General features: G+C 61.3%; 20 protein-coding genes. 12 read left to right on the top strand and 8 right to left on the bottom strand.

From position 1 onward, the window contains the following. Nucleotides 1-107: 107 nt before the first annotated feature. Nucleotides 108-2,462, bottom strand: a complete 2,355-nt coding sequence (locus KZX66_RS17355; protein ID WP_248081626.1) for a penicillin acylase family protein — start codon at nucleotides 2,460-2,462, stop codon at nucleotides 108-110. Nucleotides 2,463-2,489: 27 nt separating this feature from the next. Next, complete coding sequence (locus KZX66_RS17350) at nucleotides 2,490-3,065, bottom strand: DUF6436 domain-containing protein (protein ID WP_248081624.1); 576 nt, start codon at nucleotides 3,063-3,065, stop codon at nucleotides 2,490-2,492. A gap of 99 nt (nucleotides 3,066-3,164) precedes the next feature. Between KZX66_RS17350 and KZX66_RS17345 the strand changes: the two genes are divergently transcribed. Further along, nucleotides 3,165-4,106: an alpha/beta hydrolase gene (locus KZX66_RS17345; RefSeq protein WP_248081622.1), complete on the top strand. Its 942-nt coding sequence runs from the start codon at nucleotides 3,165-3,167 to the stop codon at nucleotides 4,104-4,106. 41 nt (nucleotides 4,107-4,147) lie between these two features. Here the strand turns inward: KZX66_RS17345 and KZX66_RS17340 are convergent, their stop codons facing one another. Continuing rightward, nucleotides 4,148-4,900, bottom strand: coding sequence for a DUF2059 domain-containing protein (locus tag KZX66_RS17340; protein WP_248081620.1), 753 nt, complete (start codon nucleotides 4,898-4,900; stop codon nucleotides 4,148-4,150). 131 nt (nucleotides 4,901-5,031) lie between these two features. On the opposite strand from KZX66_RS17340, the gene KZX66_RS17335 reads away from it, so the two are divergent. Together KZX66_RS17335 and KZX66_RS17330 are read left to right on the top strand one after the other, a co-directional pair. Next, a complete protein-coding gene (locus KZX66_RS17335; RefSeq protein ID WP_248081836.1) occupies nucleotides 5,032-5,664 on the top strand; it encodes a 2OG-Fe(II) oxygenase in 633 nt (210 codons plus the stop codon). A 1-nt stretch (nucleotide 5,665) separates the two neighbouring features. After that, the gene (locus KZX66_RS17330) at nucleotides 5,666-6,148 is read left to right on the top strand and encodes a DUF523 domain-containing protein (RefSeq protein WP_248081618.1); all 483 of its coding nucleotides are present in this window, start codon (nucleotides 5,666-5,668) and stop codon (nucleotides 6,146-6,148) included. On the opposite strand, the gene KZX66_RS17325 is transcribed toward KZX66_RS17330, so the two are convergent. After that, a complete protein-coding gene (locus KZX66_RS17325) occupies nucleotides 6,099-6,623 on the bottom strand; it encodes a transporter substrate-binding domain-containing protein (RefSeq protein ID WP_248081617.1) in 525 nt (174 codons plus the stop codon). The two genes, KZX66_RS17330 and KZX66_RS17325, sit on opposite strands and share 50 nt — an antisense overlap. A 134-nt stretch (nucleotides 6,624-6,757) precedes the next feature. Between KZX66_RS17325 and KZX66_RS17320 the strand changes: the two genes are divergently transcribed. Further along, complete coding sequence (locus tag KZX66_RS17320; RefSeq protein ID WP_248081615.1) at nucleotides 6,758-7,198, top strand: DUF4399 domain-containing protein; 441 nt, start codon at nucleotides 6,758-6,760, stop codon at nucleotides 7,196-7,198. Between the two features lie 67 nt (nucleotides 7,199-7,265). Here the strand turns inward: KZX66_RS17320 and serA are convergent, their stop codons facing one another. Further along, nucleotides 7,266-8,495 (bottom strand): phosphoglycerate dehydrogenase, encoded by a 1,230-nt coding sequence (serA, locus tag KZX66_RS17315; protein ID WP_248081613.1) that lies wholly within the window; start codon nucleotides 8,493-8,495, stop codon nucleotides 7,266-7,268. 204 nt (nucleotides 8,496-8,699) lie between these two features. Here serA and KZX66_RS17310 point away from each other — a divergent pair, with 204 nt between their 5' ends. The 4 genes from KZX66_RS17310 (at nucleotide 8,700) to KZX66_RS17295 (ending at nucleotide 13,031) form a co-directional block, all read left to right on the top strand. Further along, on the top strand, nucleotides 8,700-10,094 hold the full coding sequence (locus KZX66_RS17310) for an FAD-binding oxidoreductase (RefSeq protein ID WP_248081612.1): 1,395 nt from the start codon (nucleotides 8,700-8,702) through the stop codon (nucleotides 10,092-10,094). 22 nt (nucleotides 10,095-10,116) lie between these two features. Beyond that, nucleotides 10,117-10,782, top strand: coding sequence for a fumarylacetoacetate hydrolase family protein (locus KZX66_RS17305; RefSeq protein ID WP_248081610.1), 666 nt, complete (start codon nucleotides 10,117-10,119; stop codon nucleotides 10,780-10,782). Between the two features lie 283 nt (nucleotides 10,783-11,065). Then, entirely contained in the window at nucleotides 11,066-11,992 is a 927-nt protein-coding gene (locus KZX66_RS17300) for an SdiA-regulated domain-containing protein (protein ID WP_248081608.1), read from the top strand. A 121-nt stretch (nucleotides 11,993-12,113) separates the two neighbouring features. Next, nucleotides 12,114-13,031, top strand: coding sequence for an SdiA-regulated domain-containing protein (locus tag KZX66_RS17295; protein WP_248081606.1), 918 nt, complete (start codon nucleotides 12,114-12,116; stop codon nucleotides 13,029-13,031). Here the strand turns inward: KZX66_RS17295 and rpiA are convergent. After that, nucleotides 13,021-13,692: a ribose-5-phosphate isomerase RpiA gene (gene rpiA, locus KZX66_RS17290; RefSeq protein ID WP_248081604.1), complete on the bottom strand. Its 672-nt coding sequence runs from the start codon at nucleotides 13,690-13,692 to the stop codon at nucleotides 13,021-13,023. The genes KZX66_RS17295 and rpiA overlap by 11 nt on opposite strands. A gap of 137 nt (nucleotides 13,693-13,829) precedes the next feature. Here rpiA and ilvA point away from each other — a divergent pair, with 137 nt between their 5' ends. After that, entirely contained in the window at nucleotides 13,830-15,344 is a 1,515-nt protein-coding gene (gene ilvA / locus KZX66_RS17285; RefSeq protein WP_248081602.1) for a threonine ammonia-lyase, biosynthetic, read from the top strand. Nucleotides 15,345-15,384: 40 nt separating this feature from the next. Continuing rightward, nucleotides 15,385-15,798, top strand: coding sequence for a DUF2269 family protein (locus KZX66_RS17280; protein ID WP_248081601.1), 414 nt, complete (start codon nucleotides 15,385-15,387; stop codon nucleotides 15,796-15,798). Nucleotides 15,799-15,819: 21 nt separating this feature from the next. On the opposite strand, the gene KZX66_RS17275 is transcribed toward KZX66_RS17280, so the two are convergent. Beyond that, nucleotides 15,820-16,476 (bottom strand): HAD family hydrolase, encoded by a 657-nt coding sequence (locus KZX66_RS17275; RefSeq protein WP_248081599.1) that lies wholly within the window; start codon nucleotides 16,474-16,476, stop codon nucleotides 15,820-15,822. Nucleotides 16,477-16,619: 143 nt separating this feature from the next. Here KZX66_RS17275 and KZX66_RS17270 point away from each other — a divergent pair, with 143 nt between their 5' ends. Both KZX66_RS17270 and ptsP read left to right on the top strand, forming a co-directional pair. Next, nucleotides 16,620-17,099, top strand: a complete 480-nt coding sequence (locus KZX66_RS17270; RefSeq protein WP_003176750.1) for an RNA pyrophosphohydrolase — start codon at nucleotides 16,620-16,622, stop codon at nucleotides 17,097-17,099. 22 nt (nucleotides 17,100-17,121) lie between these two features. After that, on the top strand, nucleotides 17,122-19,401 hold the full coding sequence (ptsP, locus tag KZX66_RS17265; RefSeq protein WP_248081598.1) for a phosphoenolpyruvate--protein phosphotransferase: 2,280 nt from the start codon (nucleotides 17,122-17,124) through the stop codon (nucleotides 19,399-19,401). A 117-nt stretch (nucleotides 19,402-19,518) separates the two neighbouring features. On the opposite strand, the gene KZX66_RS17260 is transcribed toward ptsP, so the two are convergent. Beyond that, the gene (locus KZX66_RS17260; RefSeq protein WP_248081597.1) at nucleotides 19,519-20,265 is read right to left on the bottom strand and encodes an NRDE family protein; all 747 of its coding nucleotides are present in this window, start codon (nucleotides 20,263-20,265) and stop codon (nucleotides 19,519-19,521) included. Between the last annotated feature and the right edge of the window lie 90 nt (nucleotides 20,266-20,355).

Below are 20,355 nucleotides of genomic sequence, written 5' to 3'. Positions count from 1 at the left end.
GTGGATCAGTCGATGCTGCAGTGACTGACTCCCTGCTATCGGGGCAGGCCCCCTCCCACATTTGCTTGCACTTCGACTCGGCTACGCCCGGCACCTGCCGGGCCGAGCTATCGGGCAGGCATCAGCTTTAACGTGCCGCGGGTATTCGCCGTGACTTCCTCGTCGGTGAAGTGCGCCTGTTCGTACCCACCTTCGATGTAGGTTTGCGCCTGGTCGCTGTAGTGGCGGTCAAACGGTACCCCGCTTTGGCCGACGGGGTTGATGGTCAGGGCATGGGCCACGTCGGCGAAGTCGATCAGACGGCGGGTCGACGGCCCGTAGGTCACCGGCCAAGGCGCCGGGCCGATAGGGGCCGACTGATTGTTCGGCACTTCGTGGCTGCCGGGCGCCGGGAAGGGGCCGACGTTGACGATCAGGTCCAAGGGTTTTTGCGAACCGAGCGGATGGCCGTGGGTGAGGGTGTGCGCCTTGCCCCATTGCCATTGGGCCGGGTCGTCGCCGAAGGTGGCCTTGAGGTGCGCCAGGCTGTTGTCCCAGGCAAGTTTGACGGTGTCGGCGCGTTTGTCGTCCCACCAGGGCGAAGCAGGGTCGGCCGCCAGGCGTGGCAGGGCGGCGTCGATCACGCGGGTGCTGAGCAGGGTCTTGAACATGGCATCGCCCAGCTTCGGGTGGAAAGCTGCATCCGCCAGGTTGAACAGGAACTGGTTGAACAGCGTGGCGCTCGTGGAATCGAGTGGGTAGTCGCCTTTCCACGTGGCCAATTGCTCCACCTGTTTCAATTGCGCCGGGTCCTTGACCACCTCACGCAGTACCGGCAACAGCGGCGCCAGCAGGCGCGGGCCGAACGCGGTGGTGGTGCCCAGTTGCAAGGCCTGGCTGTTATCCACATCCCACTTCACGCTTTTGTCGCTCAACTGCGCGTTCAACTGCTGGCCCCGGTCGGCCAGGTTGTAATAGCCGGGGATCTCCATGCCAGTGGGCGACACCGGCTGGGCGTTGGCCGACACCACATACCCGCGTGCCGGGTTTTCTTCCTGGGGGTTGGCGCTGAAGGGGTAGAAGCCCAGCTTGTCGGCCTGGGCGGTGCTGCCGTCGAGGATAAACCCGGCCGCGGCGCGTGCCGGGCGGATCGGCAACTGTGCCGCCGCCCACCAGCCGATGTCGCCCTTGGCGTTGGCCCACACGATATTCAGCCCCGGCGCGGAGACCTTGGCCGCCGCGGCGCGCGCTTTGGCCAGGGTATCGGCGCGGTTGAGCTGGTAGAACCCGTCGAGGATCGGGTTTTGGGTGTCGAGGAACGCCCACCACATGGCGATCGGCGTCTTGCCGGCGCTCTCACCGAGCACGTCATTGATGATCGGCCCGTGGGGCGACTGGCGCAGGGTGAGGGTGACCGGTGCCTGGCCCTTCACGGCGATCTGCTGCTCGCTGCTGGTCATGTCGACCCACTGCTCGTGGTACCAGACTTGATTGGGGTTGGCCGGGTTGACCTTCTCGGCGATCAGGTCGAGGTCATCGTTCTGGAACATGGTCAGGCTCCAACCGAAATCCAGGTTGTGCCCCAGGAACGCCACCGGCACCAGTGCGTTGTGATAGCCATACAGCTCAAAGCCCGGCGCCGACAAGTGCGCTTCGTACCACACCGATGGCACCGAGAACCGGATATGGGGGTCACCCGCCAGCAGCGGCTTGCCGCTTTTGGTGCGGCTGCCGCTGACGGCCCAGGCGTTACTGCCTTCGAACTGCGGCAAGCCGTTATCGGCCAGTGCCTGGTCGCTCAGGGCGGCGATGGCGCCCAGGGTCTGCCAGTCGCTGGCGGCCAGGTTGAGCGCGCCCTTGGGTTGCCAGCCGAGGTCGAAGACGTTCAGGTAATTGCTGCCCAGCTCGTCGCGCACGTAAGTCAGCAGAGGCTCGGTACGAAACGCTGCGGCAAAGCTGTAGGCCAGGTAACCGGCGACGCTGATGGTGTCTTCGGCGGTGAACCGGCGCTTGGGGATGCCCAGTACGTCGAACTCCATGGGGCTGGCGTGGCTGTCCTGATACTGGTTGATGCCGTCCAGGTAGGCTTGCAGGGCCTTCCACGCGGCGGACTCGTGGTCCATGTGTTCCACGTAGCTCAAGGCGCGCTCACGAATGCGCAGACTGCGAAACAGTTTGTCGGTCTCGAGCAGCTTGGGCCCCAGCACCTCGGCCAGTTCGCCACGGGACAGGCGCCGCATGATTTCCATCTGGAACAGCCGGTCCTGCGCATGCACATAGCCCAGGGCGCGATACAGGTCGGCCTCGTTTTCGGCGCGGATATGCGGCACACCACGGTCGTCATAGCGCACCGTGACCGAGCCTTGCAGGTTGGCCAGCGTGACCGTGCCCTGGCGGGTGGGCTGCTTGCTGTACACGTACCAACCGGCGCCGAGGCCGATCAACACCAGTAGAACCGCGAGAACCCGCAAGACGCGCTTCATGGACTGTCCTTACCTGCAATGGAGTGACTAACGATCTTCAGGCCACGAACAATAGCAGCCCACCGCCAGGGTGTGCGTGGCATTCACTTCGCGCCCCGCGCCAAGGGCTTTGAGGATCGGCTCGATAAAGCTGTTGCTCGAATTGCACGTCAGCCCTTCGCTGTAGGGTCCGAAGTACGCAAGTTTGCCATTGCGATCCCAGATGCCCACGGCCGGGCTGGCCGGTACTTGGTCGGCGCCGGGCAGGGCGGCGAGGGTTTTCATGTGGCGCAGGTTGTCGGGCAGTTGGCCGTGGCTGCCAGGCTTTTGCAGTGCGTAGAACTCCACCCCTTGGGGCGCGTACTGCTCGATCAATTCGCCCAGGTGCTGCTGGTTGCCGACGTTGCACGGGCAGGCCGGGTCCCAGAAGTGCACCAGACGGATCGGGCCCGGGCCGCTCAATTCGGCGGGCAGGCGCAGCGGGTCGCCGGAAAACACGGCCGTGTGTTCGCTGAAGGCGCGCAGGTAGCGGCCCTGGAACCAGTCATACGCGGCCCACAGCACGCCGGCGCAGATAACCAGGATCAGGCTGGCGAACAGGGCGGTACGGTAGGGCTGTCGCATTCAGATCTATCCTCGAAGGTCGCGTAGCTTGCCATGCTTGCCCTGACAGATGAATATCGCAGCTCGATATTCATCTTCGCCGCAAGTCTGGAACCCTTTATGCCCGTCACCTTTGACCCCGATCATCTGCGCGACAGCTTGCGCCCCCTGGTGGATGCGCAACCGCTCAGCGCCGAGGCGCGGGTGTACCAGCGTTTCTACGGCCTGGATCTGGCTGCACGCAATGTGCCGGCCGTGAGCCGTCTGGGACGTTTCGAGGTGGACGGGTTCACGGTGGTGGCCCAGGTGTGGTGGCCGCCGGTGCCGGTGGCGACGATGTTCCTGTTCCATGGCTTCTACGACCACATGGGCTTGTATCGCCACGTGGTGGATTGGGCGTTGGATCAGGGTTTCGTGGTGATCGCCTGCGACCTGCCGGGCCATGGCCTGTCCAGCGGCGCCCGAGCCAGCATCGATGACTTTGCGGTGTATCAGCAGGTGGTGCAGGCGCTGTTTGCCCAGGCCGAGGCCCTGCAACTGCCGCAACCCTGGCACTTGTTCGGGCAGAGCACTGGTGGCGCGGTGGTGGTGGACCATTTACTCCACCACGGCGCCGACAGTCCGGCCCAGGGCAAGACCTTTTTGTTGTCACCGTTGGTGCGCCCGCGTGCCTGGGGCTGGTCACAGCTGAGCTATTACCTGCTGCGCCCATTCGTCAACGGCATCGCGCGGCGGTTCAGCGAGAACACTAACGACCCTGAATTCAAACCCTTTTTGGAAGCCGACCCGCTCCAGCCGCGCCAACTGCCCACCGCCTGGGTGGGGGCACTGTCGCGCTGGATCAAACGCATCGAAGCGGCGCCGCGCAGTTCGCGGCGACCGTTGATCGTGCAGGGTGAGGAAGACATGACGGTGGACTGGCAGCACAACCTGCAGGTGCTGCGCGGCAAGTTCGATCAGCCTGAGATGTTGATGCTCAAGCGTGGTCGGCATCACTTGGCCAATGAGATTCCGGAGATTCGCGAAGAATACTTCCAGTATTTGACGGACCATCTCAAGTAAGGCGATCCAACGGTGAGAGGGGGCGGGCGCCTGTCCTTATTTTACGGCGCCAGGCTGGAGGTGCTCTGGCCGACTGCCAGTCCCGCACGAATCGCCGCCAACGCCGCCTGATAGTACGCCTTGCCCTCCGGCGACTCTGCAAACGTTGCGAATTCTTCCAGTTCAGGGTCAGACAAATCGCGATAGACATACAGCAGCGTGTTGTTCAGGTCATTGCCGATCTGCTGCATCAAACGCTCGCGCTGTCCATTCAACATACCCTGGGCCTGACCGCCGCCGAGCAGGCCGGGGATCATCTGGCTCAAGCTGTCAGCGGCCACACCGGCGATCGCCAGGCTCACTTCGGCGCCGGCTTCGCGGGCAGGCAGGGCCTGGGCCAAGTGGCCGATGATCAGGCTGCGGGTGGCGTCGGCTTCGATCCTGGGCAAACCCTGAGCGTTTTTCGCCAACTGGTCGCGGCGGGTGGCGAGCAGTTCGGCTGCGACAATCTTGCGTCCCAATGGCGACTGGAAGAACGCCAGGGCGGGCTTGGGGTCCGCCAGGTGCTTGCGCAGTTGCGCCTCGGCACGTTGGTCCATGGGCTGGGCGGCAAAGCGTTTATTACTGTTGTCCACCAGCGCCTGGTACACCGCCGGCGGCAGACTATTGCGATAGCGCTGCTGGGCGGCACTGAGGGCGTCATTGAAATGCGCACGTTGTTCGGCCCAGCCGGCGACCTTGTACAACTGGTCATGGCCGTCTGCCCAGGCGGGCAAAACGCAGAACATCAGCAAGGAAAAAAACAAACGACGCATATGGACTCCTGTCAGTCGGCCACTATTGTCCGTGTCGGGCGTAGGATTTGTCGAGAAGTCCTATCAGTCACCTGACTAAAGTGCATTCACACGCTCGACGGCGCTGTCGGATTCACAGGCGTATGGATACTATGCGCGCCATGCAAATACCCCTTGATCACCCACTGCTGCAACGCATCGTCGAGGACCTGGCCGAAAAAGGCTGGTCGCAGCAGAACGGCTTCCTGCCCCAGGCTCTGACCCTGGAACTGGCGGCTGAGTGCCGTAAACGTGCGGCCGAGGGTGAACTGGCCCCGGCGGCGGTGGGGCGCGGGCCGTCGCAGGAGATTCGCGAGGGTATTCGCGGTGACCATATCCAGTGGCTGGAGGAGGGCGACGCCGCCGTCTGTGACAGCTACATGCTGCTGATGGACAGCCTGCGTCTGGCGATGAACCGGGGTTTGTTCCTCGGCCTGGAAGACTTCGAAAGCCATTTCGCGATGTACCCGCCGGGCGCGTTTTACCTCAAGCACCTGGACCGATTCCGCGATGATGATCGGCGCATGGTCTCGGCGGTGATCTACTTGAACGACGCCTGGCTGCCCGAGCATGGCGGCCAGTTGCGCATGTACCTCAAGGACGGCGTCGAATACGATGTGGTGCCCACCGGCGGTTGCCTGGTGGTGTTCCTGTCGGGCGAGGTGCCCCACGAAGTCATGCCTGCCACGCGCGAACGGCTGTCCCTCACCGGCTGGTTTCGTCGGCGGGGCAACGAGCCGTTTTAACATGCAAAAGATCCTGATCAGCCGCTGTCTGTTGGGCCACAAGGTGCGCTACGACGGTGGTGCCAGCGGGCCATTTGGCCAGCTCGCCGCGTGGCAAGCCGAAGGCCGGGTGGTGGCGATTTGCCCGGAAGTGGCAGGCGGTTTGCCGACGCCCAGGCCTGCGGCGGAGATTGGCGGCGGGCAGGGCGCGGATGTGTGGGACGGCCGCGCGAGCGTGCTGACGGCCGAGGGCGAAGACTTCAGCGCCGCCTTTCTCGATGGCGCGTGGCAGGCCCTGGCGCTGGTGCAGCGGCACAACATCCGCATCGCTGTGCTCAAGGCCAACAGTCCGTCGTGCGGCAACCTGCTGACCTACGACGGCACCTTCCGCGGCGTGAAGGTGCCGGGTGAAGGCGTCACGGCGGCGCTGCTCAAGCGCCATGGCGTGCAGGTGTTCAGTGAGTTGGAGTTGCCGGAGGCGGCACAGGCGTTGGCGCAACTGTAGGGGCCTGGTCTTCGAACCACTTCTGCCACAGTGCCTTTAGTCGCCCATCGTCCTTCACGCGCTTCAATGCCCCGTTCAAACTCGTCTTGAAGGCCGGGTTACCTTTCTGGAACGGGATCGCCAGCTCAGACTTCTCGTCATAAACCTCGCTGAAATCGAACCGATCCTTCATCTCGGCAGTCATAGCGATATGGTTGATGGCCACGTCGTATTTGCCGGTTTCCACACCTGGCAGCAGGTCGGCGTCATCGGTGGTGATAAACGAGGAGCGCACGTCCATTTCTTTTGCCAGCAGTTCACCCAACTCGACTTCAAACCCGGTGAGCTTGTCGCCCTCCTTGAAGTTGTAGGGCGGGGTATTGGCTTCAAGGGCTATGCGCAGTTCACCGCGATCATTGACGTCGTCGATCAGTTCGGCATGAGCCAAGGGGCTCAGAAGAGGTAGCAAAAGTAACAGGCCAGGCGAGAAGCGCATGGTCACTCCTAAAGAATTTGAATGTGCGAGGCGCCGTTCAGCATCGCTTTGCTAGGGTGGTGAGTGCCTTGGACAGCAATTTGTCGCGAAGTTGTCACAACCCTACAGATTTCACAGAAAAACTGGAGAAGCGAATGAAAGCCCTTTTGTCCCGTGCAACGATTGCCAGCCTGCTGCTGGGCACCTCGATGTTGGCCGGCGCCGCAGACCTTCCTCGTACGCCTGCGCCTAAAGGCGCTGAAGTGTTTATCGTCTCGCCCAAAGATGGCGCGACCGTCGACAAAACCTTCACCGTCAAATTCGGCGTCAAGGGCCTGGACCTCGAGCCGATCGACAAACAAGTGCCTAACGCCGGCCACCACCACCTGCTGGTCGACCAGGACGTGAGCGCACTTAAAGCAGATGAGGCGATTCCGGCCACGGCTACCTCGATTCACTTCGGCAAGGCGCAAACCGAAACCGAGCTGACCCTGACCCCAGGCAAGCACACGCTGCAACTGGTGGCTGGCGATAACGTACATCGCCAATTCGAGCCCACGGTAGCGTCGAAAGTCATCACGGTTAACGTCAAGTAAGCTGTGTTCAGATAAAAAAATGGGAGGCCCTCGCGGGTCTCCCATTTTTTGTGCAGCGTTTAAAGCCTTAGAACAACACGCGGCTACGGATAGTGCCGTTGATGTGCTGCAGCTTCTCTTGCGCCAGGTCCGAGTACTCGGCATCGACGTCGATGACCACGTAGCCGACCTTCTCGTTGGTCTGCAGGAACTGACCGGAGATGTTGATGCCGTTTTCCGCGAACACCTTGTTGATCTCCATCATCACGCCAGGGATGTTCTGGTGGATGTGCAGTAGACGGTGCTTGCCAGGGTGAGCCGGCAGGGCCACTTCCGGGAAGTTTACGGACGATACCGAGGTACCGTTGTCGCTGTACTTGACCAGTTTTTCCGAAACTTCCAGGCCGATGTTGGCTTGGGCTTCAGCGGTGGAACCGCCGATGTGCGGGGTCAGGATCACGTTGTCCAGGCCACGCAGCGGGCTTTCGAAGATGTCATCGTTGGAGCGCGGCTCCACCGGGAACACGTCGATAGCGGCGCCGATCAGGTGCTTGTCCTTGATCGCGTTGGCCAGGGCGTCCAGCTCGACCACGGTGCCGCGTGCTGCGTTGATCAGGATGCCGCCCTTCTTGATAGCGCGGATTTCCTTCTCGCCGATCATCCACTGGGTTTCAGCGGTTTCCGGAACGTGCAGGGTGACGATGTCGGACATGCCCAGCAGCTCGGTCAGGCTCGACACCTGGGTGGCGTTGCCCAACGGCAGTTTGGTCAGGGTGTCGTAGAAGAACACCTGCATGCCAAGGCCTTCAGCCAGCACCGACAGCTGAGTGCCGATCGAGCCGTAACCGACGATACCCAGCTTTTTGCCACGGATTTCGAAGGAGTTGGCCGCGCTCTTGATCCAGCCGCCACGGTGGCAGGAAGCGTTCTTCTCAGGAATGCCGCGCAGCAACAGGATGGCCTCGGCCAGCACCAGCTCCGCAACGGAACGGGTGTTGGAGTACGGTGCGTTGAACACCGCGATGCCGCGCTCGCGCGCTGCGTTGAGGTCGACCTGATTGGTGCCGATGCAGAAACAGCCAACTGCCACGAGTTTCTTGGCGTGATCGAAGATCTCTTCGGTCAGTTGAGTGCGGGAGCGAATGCCGATGAAGTGCGCGTCGGCGATCTTTTCCTTGAGCTGGGCTTCCGGCAGAGAACTGGTGATGTACTCAATGCTGGTGTACCCGGCGGCTTTCAGAACGTCGACAGCCGATGGGTGGACGCCTTCCAGAAGAAGGAACTTGATCTTGCTCTTATCGAGAGAAGTCTTGCTCATCTGCGTAAACCTGTATCCCGGAGAAAAATGGCAGGGAATCGAGCAGCGCAAGCTGACCCGGACGGCAGGAAAGCCGTCACCGCAGAAACGCCCTTGGGCTCTGTCCTGCGGGGGCGGTATGCTAGCATACGCGCCCCGCTAACACTCATTCCTGCGACGTGAAGCGTTCTCAGGATGACCATGAATTGTTCGAGAGTTCTGTCGATGACCCATCCTGCCCTGATTGATGAGCTAAAGACCCTGGTTGAGCCCGGCAAAGTGCTGACCGACGCCGACTCCCTGGAGGCTTACGGCAAGGATTGGACCAAGCACTTCGCACCCGCGCCCACCGCCATCGTCTTTCCCAAGACGATCGAGCAGGTCCAGGCCATTGTGCGCTGGGCCAATGAACGCAAGGTGGCGCTGGTGCCATCGGGCGGTCGCACCGGCCTGTCGGCAGCCGCTGTGGCGGCCAATGGCGAAGTGGTGGTGTCCTTCGACTATATGAACCAGATCCTCGACGTGAACCTCACCGACCGCACCGCCGTGTGCCAGCCGGGCGTGGTCACCAAGCAATTGCAGAACGTCGCTGAAGAAAACGGCCTGTACTACCCGGTGGACTTTGCATCGTCCGGTTCGAGCCAGATTGGCGGCAATATCGGCACCAATGCCGGCGGAATCAAGGTTATTCGCTACGGCATGACCCGCAACTGGGTGGCCGGCATGAAAGTCGTTACCGGCAAGGGTGACGTGCTGGAACTGAACCGCGACCTGATCAAAAACGCTACCGGCTACGACATGCGCCAACTGTTCATCGGCGCCGAAGGCACCCTGGGCTTCGTCGTCGAAGCCACCATGCGCCTGGACCGGGCGCCGAAAAACCTCACTGCCATGGTGCTGGGCACCACCGATTTCGACTCGATCATGCCGGTGCTGCATGCGTTCCAAAGCAAGCTGGACCTGACCGCCTTCGAGTTCTTCTCCGACAAGGCCCTGGCCAAAGTCCTCGGCCGCGGTGACGTGCCGGCACCGTTCGAAACCGAGTGCCCGTTCTACGCGCTGCTGGAATTCGAAGCCACCACCGAGGAAGTGGCCAACCACGCCCTGGAAACCTTCGAGCACTGCGTGGAGCAGGGCTGGGTGCTCGACGGGGTGATGAGCCAGAGCGAAACCCAACTGCATAACCTGTGGAAGTTGCGCGAGTACATCTCCGAGACCATCTCCCACTGGACGCCGTACAAAAACGATATTTCGGTCACTGTCTCCAAAGTGCCGGCGTTCTTGAAGGAAATTGACGCGATCGTCGGCGAGCACTACCCGGATTTTGAAATTGTCTGGTTCGGCCACATCGGCGACGGCAACCTGCACCTGAACATCCTCAAACCGGAAAGCCTCAGCAAAGACGAGTTCTTCGCCAAGTGCGCCACCGTGAACAAGTGGGTGTTTGAAACCGTCGAGAAGTACAACGGCTCGATCTCCGCCGAACACGGCGTGGGCATGACCAAGCGCGATTACCTGCACTACAGCCGTTCCGCGGTTGAGATCGAATACATGAAAGCCGTCAAAGCGGTGTTCGACCCGAACGGGATTATGAACCCGGGCAAGATCTTCGCTGTTTAACCGCCCCTGAAGGAGTCGTTTCATGAGCTACCAGCACAAGTATATCGACGGCACCAGCATTCACTTTCCGGTGGGTAAAGTGGTGTGCATTGGGCGTAACTACGCCGAACATGCCAAGGAACTGGACAATCCGGTTCCGACTGAGCCGTTGCTGTTCATCAAGCCAGGCAGCTGCGTGGTGCCGTTGGAAGGCGGGTTCGCCATCCCGACCGAGCGCGGTTCGGTGCATTACGAAGCGGAAATCGCGGTATTGATCGGCAAACCGCTGTCGAACAAACCGAGCCGTGAAGAAGTGCTGGATGCCATCTCCGGCTTCGCCCCGGCCCTGGATTTGACCCTGCGCGACAAGCAGGCCGAACTCAAAGCCAAGGGCCTGCCGTGGGAAATCGCCAAGTCTTTCGACGGCGCGGCGGTGCTGGCGCCTTTTGTGGTGAGCAGCACCTTTGCCGACTTCACCGACATCGGCATCCGCCTGGCCATCAATGGCGAAGTGCGCCAGAACGGCAACAGCGCGCAGATGCTCAACCCGATCATCCCGATGATCCAGTACATGGCTGGCTGCTTTTCGCTGCAGGCCGGTGACGTGATCCTCACCGGCACCCCGGCCGGCGTGGGCCCGCTGAATGTGGGCGATGAGCTGGTGCTGGAACTGTCGGGCGTCAATCGCTTCGAAAGCGTCGTTCGCTGAGGTCTGACCCGGCGCACTGGATCTCTGTGGCAAGCCCGCTTGCTGTAATAGGCGGGCTTGCTGTGGTAAGCGGGCTATTTGTTGTAGTCGGCTTTTTGTGGTGAGCGGGCTTGCCCCGCGCCGAGCTGCGCAGCAGCCGTCAAGCTCCTACGCCTTCGCCACACCCCCCATCCGGTCTTTTTGCATTTTTTTCACACACCATCCGGATAATCCCCAGCCTCCAGGGCGCGGGCCTGTTGATCCTGTGCTATCACCTAACGCTGACTTTCCGGAAAAGCGCCCAATGGCCGTGCCTCTGCCCTCCGTTACACCCAAGCCGCGTTCTCGTTTTGCCCTGCGCTGGTATTCCTGGCTGCTGCTGGCAGGGGTGATCGTCTATGGCGTTTCCTGGGCCATGCATTGGGACGACCGCGGCGTACTCTGGGTGCTGGAACGTTTTGAAACCCCAGCCGAACGCAGCGAAAGTGTATGGCTGCCGGACTACCACGTGGTCATCGATGCCAAGGTGTTGCCGGGCATGGAGAAAGACGAGGCCTCGGATGTGGCCTATAACCCGCAGACCAAAACCCTGTTTTCGGTCATGGGCAAAAACCCCTTCCTCGTCGAGTTGAACCTGCAGGGCGATGTACTGCGCAAGATGCCGCTCAACGGCTGGGACAACGCGGAAGGCGTAACGGTGATGGAAGACGGCATGATGGCGATCGTCGATGAGCGCCAGCATGGCCTGACCCTTGTCAAGGTCGATGCCACCACCCAGCAACTTAATAAGGCCGATTTCCAGACGGTCGACCTGGGCCCCTCCAAAGACCAGAACAAAGCCTTTGAAGCGGTCGCGTGGGATAAGCGCCAACAACAGTTGGTGCTGGGCGAAGAGCGCCCACCGGCGTTATTCACCTGGAAAAGCGATGGCAGCCAGCCTCTGGTTGGCGACAAGCAGAAACTGGCCAGTAAAGAGCTGGACATGCGCAACCTTTCGGCCCTGGCCGTGGACCCACGCACGGGCCACCTGCTGGTGCTCTCGGCTGACTCCCACTTGCTGCTGGAGCTGGACGAGAAGGGCGAACAAGTCAGCTTCATGACGTTGCTTGGCGGATTCAACGGGCTCAAGGACACCATCCCGCGTGCGGAAGGGGTGACCATGGACGAGAACGGCACGCTGTACATCGTCAGTGAGCCGAACCTGTTCTACCGTTTCGAAAAGCAGAAATAGCACACCGATTACGTCGCATACCTCGCTGGCAGCGGCATTCGCCAGACATTTGGGCGCGTTTAAGTTTAAATTCAGACAGGCGTGATATTCATTCGCCACTTTTGATTTTGAGCCCGCCCCGATGCGTCGATTAGCCCGCCCCAAACCCATCCTATATGTACTCGCGCTGATCGCCCTGATCAGCGCCGGGGCTGTTGCGCAGCACTTTCGCCTGTTCGAGCGCGCCTGGTTCAACTGGCAGGCATGGCGCCAGCCGGCAAATGCCGGTTCGATTTGCCTGGCGGATTACCGGGTGGCCGTGGAGGCCCAGGTCATCGAGGGGCTTGATGACGATGTCTCGGCGCTCACCTACGACCCGGTGCGCAAAAGCCTGTTTACCGTCACCAATAAAAATGCCGAGCTGATCGAATTGTCGCTGGAGGGCAAGATCCTGCGGCGTATTCCCCTGGTGGGCTTTGGTGATGCCGAGGCAGTGGAGTTCATCAGCGACAACATCTACGTCATCACCGATGAGCGCCAGCAGCGTCTGATCAAGGTGCATGTGGACGACGACACCCAGTTTCTCGACGCCGGCGACGCTGAACAAATGACCTTGGGCGTGCATGTCGGCGGTAACAAGGGGTTTGAGGGGTTGGCCTATGACTCGGTGGGCAAGCGTCTGTTCGTGGCCAAGGAGCGCGACCCGATGCTGATCTACGAGGTCCACGGTTTTCCCCATTTCAAGCCGGAAAAGACCTACTCGGTGCACGTGGTCAACAACCCCAAGCGTGACGCCGGGCTGTTTGTGCGCGACCTGTCGAGCCTGCAATACGACGAACGCAGCGGCCACTTGCTGGCGCTGTCGGACGAGTCGTTTCTGGTATTGGAGCTGGATATCGACGGTCGCCCGCTGAGCAGTCTTTCTCTACTCAACGGGCGCCATGGCCTGAACAAGCGAGTGCCGCAGGCCGAAGGCATCGCCATGGATGACGAGGGCACCTTGTACCTCGTCAGCGAGCCGAACCTGTTCTACGTGTTCAAAAAACCGGTCAGGCCTTAAGGGTTTTCACGCCTTCTGGCGTACCCAGCAGCAACACATCCGCCGGACGCGCGGCGAACAGGCCATTGGTGACCACGCCGACAATGGCGTTGATCCGGGTTTCCAGTTCTACCGGGTTGGTGATCTGCATATTAAAGACGTCGAGGATGATGTTGCCGTTGTCGGTCAGCACGCCTTCGCGGTACACCGGGTCGCCGCCCAGTTTGACCAGCTCGCGGGCCACGTGGCTGCGGGCCATCGGGATCACTTCCACAGGCAGCGGGAACGCGCCGAGCACCGGCACCAGCTTGCTGGCGTCGGCGATGCAGATGAACGTCTTGGCCACGGCCGCGACGATCTTCTCGCGGGTCAGGGCCGCGCCGCCGCCTTTGATCAGGTTCAGGTGTTCGTCGCTCTCATCGGCGCCGTCGACGTAGAACTCCAGGTCGCTCACGGTGTTGAGCTCATACACCGGAATGCCATGACCCTTGAGGCGCGCGGCAGTGGCTTCGGAACTGGCCACGGCGCCGTCGAACGCGCCCTTGTGTTGGGCCAGCGCATCGATAAAGCAGTTGGCAGTGGAGCCGGTGCCGACACCGACGATGCTCTTGTCGTCGAGTTTAGGAAGGATTAAATCGACGGCGGCCTGGGCCACTGCCTGTTTGAGTTGATCCTGGGTCATGCGTGCTCCGGAACGGGCGGGGAGTTATCGAGGCGCGCGAGTATAACCCAACAAAACCTCGGGATTCGTGTGGTCGTACGGCCAAAAGCCGGGTTAGACTCCTCGGCCCTGCCCAACCCGCCCAGTGATTTCCGCCGATGCTTGAACAGTACGTCAAAAAGATCCTCACCTCGCGCGTTTACGACGTTGCCGTAGAAACTCCGCTGCAGACCGCCCGCCAGCTCTCCGAGCGCCTGGGTAATAACGTCTGGCTCAAGCGCGAAGACCTGCAGCCGGTGTTCTCGTTCAAGATTCGCGGTGCGTATAACAAGCTGACTCAATTGACCGCCGAAGAGCGCGCGCGTGGCGTGGTCACGGCCTCGGCGGGCAACCATGCCCAGGGCCTGGCCCTGGCGGCCAAGGTGCTGGGGGTCAAGGCGACTATCGTGATGCCCAAGACCACCCCGGAGATCAAGGTCGAAGGCGTGCGTTCTCGTGGCGGTAAAGTGGTGTTGCACGGTGATTCCTTCCCGGAAGCCCTGGCCTACTCGCTGAAGCTGGTCGACGAAAAAGGCTACGTCTACATTCACCCCTACGATGATCCGCACACCATTGCCGGGCAGGGCACCGTGGCGATGGAAATCCTGCGCCAGCACCCGGGGCCGCTGGACGCGATCTTCGTACCGGTAGGCGGCGGCGGCCTGATCGCGGGGATTGCGGCGTACGTGAAATACCTGCGGCCGGAGATCAAGGTCATCGGCGTCGAGCCGGACGACTCCAACTGCCTGCAAGTGGCGATGGCTGCGGGCGAGCGCGTGGTGTTGCCGACCGTGGGGCTCTTTGCTGACGGCGTGGCGGTGGCGCAGATCGGTCAGCACACCTTTGATATCTGCAAAGACTATGTCGATGAAGTGATCACCGTGAGCACCGATGAAATCTGTGCTGCGATCAAGGACATCTACGACGACACCCGCTCCATCACCGAACCGGCTGGCGCATTGGGCGTGGCGGGGATCAAGAAGTACGTGGAGACCCGTGGCGTCAGCGGCCAGACGTTTGTCGCGATCGACTCCGGGGCCAACGTCAACTTCGATCGCCTGCGCCATGTGGCCGAGCGTGCCGAGCTGGGTGAAGGGCGCGAAGCGATCATCGCCGTGACCATTCCCGAGCAGCCGGGCAGCTTCAAGGCGTTCTGCGAGGCTGTAGGCAAGCGCCAGATCACCGAATTCAACTACCGTTACCACTCCGGCAGCGAGGCGCACATCTTCGTTGGCGTGCAGACTCACCCCGAAACCGACCCACGCAGTGCGTTGATCGCCAGTCTCACTGAGCAGGGCTTTCCGGTGCTGGACCTGACGGAAAACGAACTGGCCAAGCTGCACATCCGCCATATGGTCGGCGGCCATGCGGCCCACGTCAGCAACGAAGTGGTGTTTCGCTTCGAGTTCCCGGAGCGTCCGGGGGCGCTGTTCAACTTCCTGAACAAACTGGGCGGGCGCTGGAACATCTCGATGTTCCACTACCGCAACCACGGCGCGGCCGATGGCCGAGTGGTCGCGGGGCTGCAAGTACCGGCGAACGAACGTCATCTGGTACCCGCAGCGCTGGAGGCCATCGGCTACCCGTACTGGGATGAGAGCGACAACCCGGCCTACACGCTGTTCCTCGGTTGAGCGACTACGCTGAGGATGCGGCCTTTAAGGAAGACGACACATGGAAACCCTGACCACCCTGAAAGTTATCCACATCGCGGCCACCGTGCTGTTGCTGCTCAGCGGCCTGGGCCTGGCGCTGTTGACCTGGCGCAAACGCAGCGCCGGCCCGGCGGTCAGTCTGCAGCGGCCGGGGGCGTTCGTGTGGCTGTTGATGGGCATTTGCCTGGTGAGCATGCCGTTCACCGGCTGGTGGCTGGTGCACCTGACCGGCTGGCCGCTGGGACAGACCTGGATTCTGGGCTCCAGCCTGCTTTACACCGTCGCGGCGCTTGCCTGGTTCTGGCTGCTGGCGCGACTCAATCGCCTGCGTAAAGGCGAGGGCGGCAGCGTGAACTTCACGCTGGTGCTCGCAGTGGTGAGCCTGATGGGGTTTGTGGCGATTGCGGGGTTGATGGGGGCCAAGCCGGTTTAAGGCTCGCCCCCGACAGGGCCATCAGCTACGCAGGGTAATCACCGGCCAGCCGCGCTTCTCGGCCTCGGCGCGAAGATTAGGATCCGGGTCCACGGCCACCGGGTGCGTTACCTGCTCCAGCAGCGCTAAATCATTCATCGAGTCGCTGTAGAAATAGCTGTCTTTCAGGCTATGGCCAGTCTCTTGCAGCCAGCGATTCAAGCGCGTCACCTTGCCTTCACGGAAGCACGGCACGTCAGTGCTGCGCCCGGTGTAGCGGCCATTTTCCATCTCGCACTCGGTGGCGATCAGGGTGTCGACGCCCAGGCGTGCGGCAATTGGCGCGGTGACGAACCGGTTGGTGGCGGTGATGATCACCAGCTTGTCGCCGGCGGCGCGGTGCCTGGCCAGCAGCTCTGAGGCCTGCGGCAGCATGATCGGCTCAATGCAGTCGCGCATATAGTCGTTGTGCCACTCATTGAGTTGGGCCATCTCGGTACGGCCGAGAATCTCCAGGCAGAAGTTCAGGTAGGCGGCGTTGTCCAGCTGGCCGGCCAGGTAGTCCTGGTAAAACTCGTCGTTGCGAGCTTTGTAGGCCACCGCGTCAAGAATCCCGCGCTCGCACAGGTAATCGCCCCACGCGTGGTCGCTGTCACCGCCGAGAAGGGTGTTGTCCAAGTCGAATAAAGCCAGGCGCATTGCAGTTACTCGCTGAAAAGTCTGTAAAAAGGCGTCCAGAATACGGTCTTTTCACAAGAGTGCACATAAGCTAAGAAGCCTCGTTGCCGCTTGCGCAAGCTTTGTGGAACAATGCGGCGACATGCGTTTGCGAGGTTGTTGCCGTGATCGACCCCGATGGTTTCCGTCCTAATGTCGGGATCATTCTTACGAATGATGCCGGACAGGTGCTATGGGCTCGCCGAATCAACCAAGATGCCTGGCAGTTTCCTCAAGGTGGAATCAACCCCGACGAAACCCCTGAAGACGCCTTGTACCGTGAGTTGAATGAAGAAGTCGGCCTTGAGCGTGAAGATGTGCAAATTCTGGCCTGTACCCGTGGCTGGTTGCGCTATCGTTTGCCGCAACGCCTGGTGCGTACCCACAGCCAACCGCTGTGCATCGGCCAGAAGCAGAAATGGTTTCTCCTGCGCCTGATCTCTAACGAGCAGCGGGTGCGGATGGATTTGACCGGTAAACCGGAGTTCGATGGCTGGCGTTGGGTCAGCTATTGGTACCCGTTGGGCCAGGTGGTGACATTCAAGCGCGAAGTTTATCGTCGCGCTCTCAAAGAGCTTGCCCCGCGCCTTTTAGCGCGCGACTGACGACGGAGTTCGACCCCGAGCCATGCTCAATACGCTGCGCAAGATCGTCCAGGAAGTTAACTCCGCCAAGGATCTCAAGGCGGCGTTGGGGATTATTGTGTTGCGCGTCAAGGAAGCCATGGGCAGCCAGGTCTGCTCGGTTTACCTGCTGGACCCAGAGACCAACCGTTTTGTGCTGATGGCCACGGAGGGCTTGAACAAGCGCTCCATCGGCAAGGTCAGCATGGCGCCCAATGAAGGTCTGGTTGGCCTGGTGGGGACGCGTGAAGAACCCTTGAACCTTGAAAACGCGGCCGATCACCCGCGTTACCGCTACTTTGCCGAAACCGGCGAAGAGCGCTATGCGTCGTTCCTCGGCGCACCGATCATTCACCACCGCCGCGTCGTCGGCGTGTTGGTCATCCAGCAGAAAGAACGCCGCCAGTTCGATGAAGGTGAAGAAGCCTTCCTCGTGACCATGAGCGCGCAGCTCGCCGGGGTTATCGCCCACGCCGAAGCCACGGGTTCGATTCGGGGTCTGGGCCGTCAGGGCAAGGGTATCCAGGAAGCGAAGTTCGTCGGTGTGCCGGGCTCGCCGGGTGCCGCCGTCGGTACGGCCGTGGTCATGTTGCCGCCGGCCGACCTCGATGTGGTGCCGGACAAGTCCATCGAAGACATCGACGCCGAAATCAAACTGTTCAAGACGGCCCTCGAAGGCGTGCGCGCCGACATGCGCAATCTGTCGACAAAACTGGCCACCCAACTGCGCCCCGAAGAGCGTGCGTTGTTTGATGTGTACCAGATGATGCTCGACGACGCGTCGCTGGGCAACGAAGTCAAAACCGTGATTAAGACCGGCCAGTGGGCCCAGGGCGCACTGCGCCAGGTGGTTACCGATCACGTCAACCGTTTCGAATTGATGGATGACGCCTACCTGCGCGAACGTGCCTCGGATGTGCGCGACCTCGGTCGCCGTCTGTTGGCCTATCTGCAGGAAGATCGCACCACCAACCTGGTCTACCCCGACAACACCATCCTGATCAGTGAAGAACTGACGGCCACCATGCTCGGCGAAGTGCCCGAAGGCAAGCTGGTGGGTCTGGTGTCGGTATTGGGCTCGGGTAACTCCCACGTTGCGATCCTGGCCCGGGCCATGGGCATTCCGACGGTGATGGGGCTGGTAGATCTGCCGTATTCCAAGGTCGACGGCATCGACATGATCGTCGACGGCCATCGCGGTGAAGTCTTTACCAACCCCAGCGACGTGCTGCGCAAGCAATACGCCGAAGTGGTTGAAGAAGAGAAACAACTGGCGCTGGGCCTCGATTCGTTGCGCGAACTGCCGTGCGTGACCACCGACGGCCATCGTGTACCACTGCTGGTCAACACTGGCCTGCTGGCCGACGTTGCCCGCGCGCAACAGCGTGGCGCCGAAGGGGTGGGGCTGTACCGCACCGAAGTGCCGTTCATGATCAACCAGCGTTTCCCGAGCGAGAAGGAGCAGCTGGCGATTTATCGCGAGCAACTGCAGGCCTTCCACCCGTTGCCGGTGACCATGCGCAGCCTGGACATCGGCGGCGACAAGTCACTGTCGTATTTCCCGATCAAGGAAGACAACCCCTTCCTTGGCTGGCGCGGTATCCGCGTGACCCTCGACCACCCTGAAATTTTCCTTGTACAGACCCGCGCCATGCTCAAGGCCAGCGAAGGCCTGAACAACCTGCGCATCCTGCTGCCGATGATCTCCGGCACCCATGAGTTGGAAGAAGCCCTGCACCTGATCCACCGCGCCTGGGGCGAAGTGCGCGACGAAGGTGCCGACGTACCGATGCCGCCGATTGGCGTGATGATCGAAATTCCGGCGGCGGTGTACCAGGCCAAAGAGCTGGCGCGGCAAGTGGACTTCCTGTCGGTGGGCTCCAACGACCTGACCCAATACCTGCTGGCCGTGGACCGTAACAACCCACGGGTGGCCGACCTCTACGACTACCTGCACCCGGCGGTGCTGCAAGCGCTGCAACACGTCGTGCGCGACGCCCACGCCGAGGGCAAGCCGGTGAGTATCTGCGGTGAGATGGCCGGCGACCCGGCTGCGGCGGTGCTGTTGATGGCGATGGGCTTTGACAGCCTGTCGATGAACGCCACCAACTTGCCAAAGGTGAAGTGGATGCTGCGCCAGGTTGAACTGAGCATGGCCAAGGACCTGCTGGCCGAGTTGATGACCATCGACAACCCGCAAGTTATCCACAGCTCGCTGCAACTGGCGCTGAAGAACCTGGGGCTGACACGCATGATTAACCCGGCTTCCGCCAAAACCTTGTAACCGATCGTTCCCACGCTCTGCGTGGGAATGCAGCACCGGGCGCTCTGCGTCCGCTTTTAAAGCGTGACGCATATCGTCACAAGAGGCATTCCCACGCAGAGTGGGGCGATCATGCCGCTAAATTCTGAGCTCTACTTCACCCAGCCGCCCACCCATCGGCCCAAAACTACGCTCCACCATCTGCCGCGTCCCATCGGCATTCACAATAAGCGCCGTACTGGCTCGGGTCCCATAAGTAGGGCTGGCGATAAACACGCTCGACAACAGACTTTCGGTGGCCAAGCCGACGCCGGTATCCGGTAACTCGGCAAAGGGGGCGGTCTGCGAATCGCTTAATATGTCCAGCAAGGCCTCAGGCTGCGGGTTATCCAAGCCTTCACGCAATGCTGCCTTGGCCTTGACCAGCTTCGGCCAGGGCGTATCCAGGCCCGCATTGGATACGCCATACACGCCTTCCTTCAAACGTGTCGGTTCAGTCTCGTTGGCGTTGTAGTGCCACAGCTCATCTTGCGTTCCCAGCAGCAGGTTGAAGCCGGCATATTCAATCGAGCGGCCGTTAACTTCGGCCAAATAGTCGTCAACGGACAGCGATCCACTAAGAAACCGCGCTACCAGTTCCCCGCGCGACTTGCGTGCCGGCGGCTGGTGCGGATCACGGATATTGGTCAGGGCTGCAAATCGCCCATCGGCATTGACCCCCAACCAGGTGCCGCCCGCTTCCAGATCGCGGCCGGCATAGACATGGGGCGCATCTTCCCACTGGGCCAAGGGCAGGCTGGGGCGTGCGTAGAACTCGTCGCGGTTGGCCGCGACGATCAGCGGTTGGGCATGGCCCGGTCGCCAGGCGAAAACAATCAGGCACATCAGGTCATCCCTTTTGTGTTTTTGCCACTCTACCGACTCAAGCAAAGACGTTCCATCGTATCCAGTTGGGTCGCATGCCTTCCATCCGTT

The sequence above is a fragment of the Pseudomonas sp. EYE_354 genome, assembly GCF_023148575.1.
Taxonomy (GTDB): domain Bacteria; phylum Pseudomonadota; class Gammaproteobacteria; order Pseudomonadales; family Pseudomonadaceae; genus Aquipseudomonas.
The sequence above is the reverse complement of the archived record's forward strand: the minus strand, read 5'-3'. Positions and strand labels throughout refer to the sequence as shown.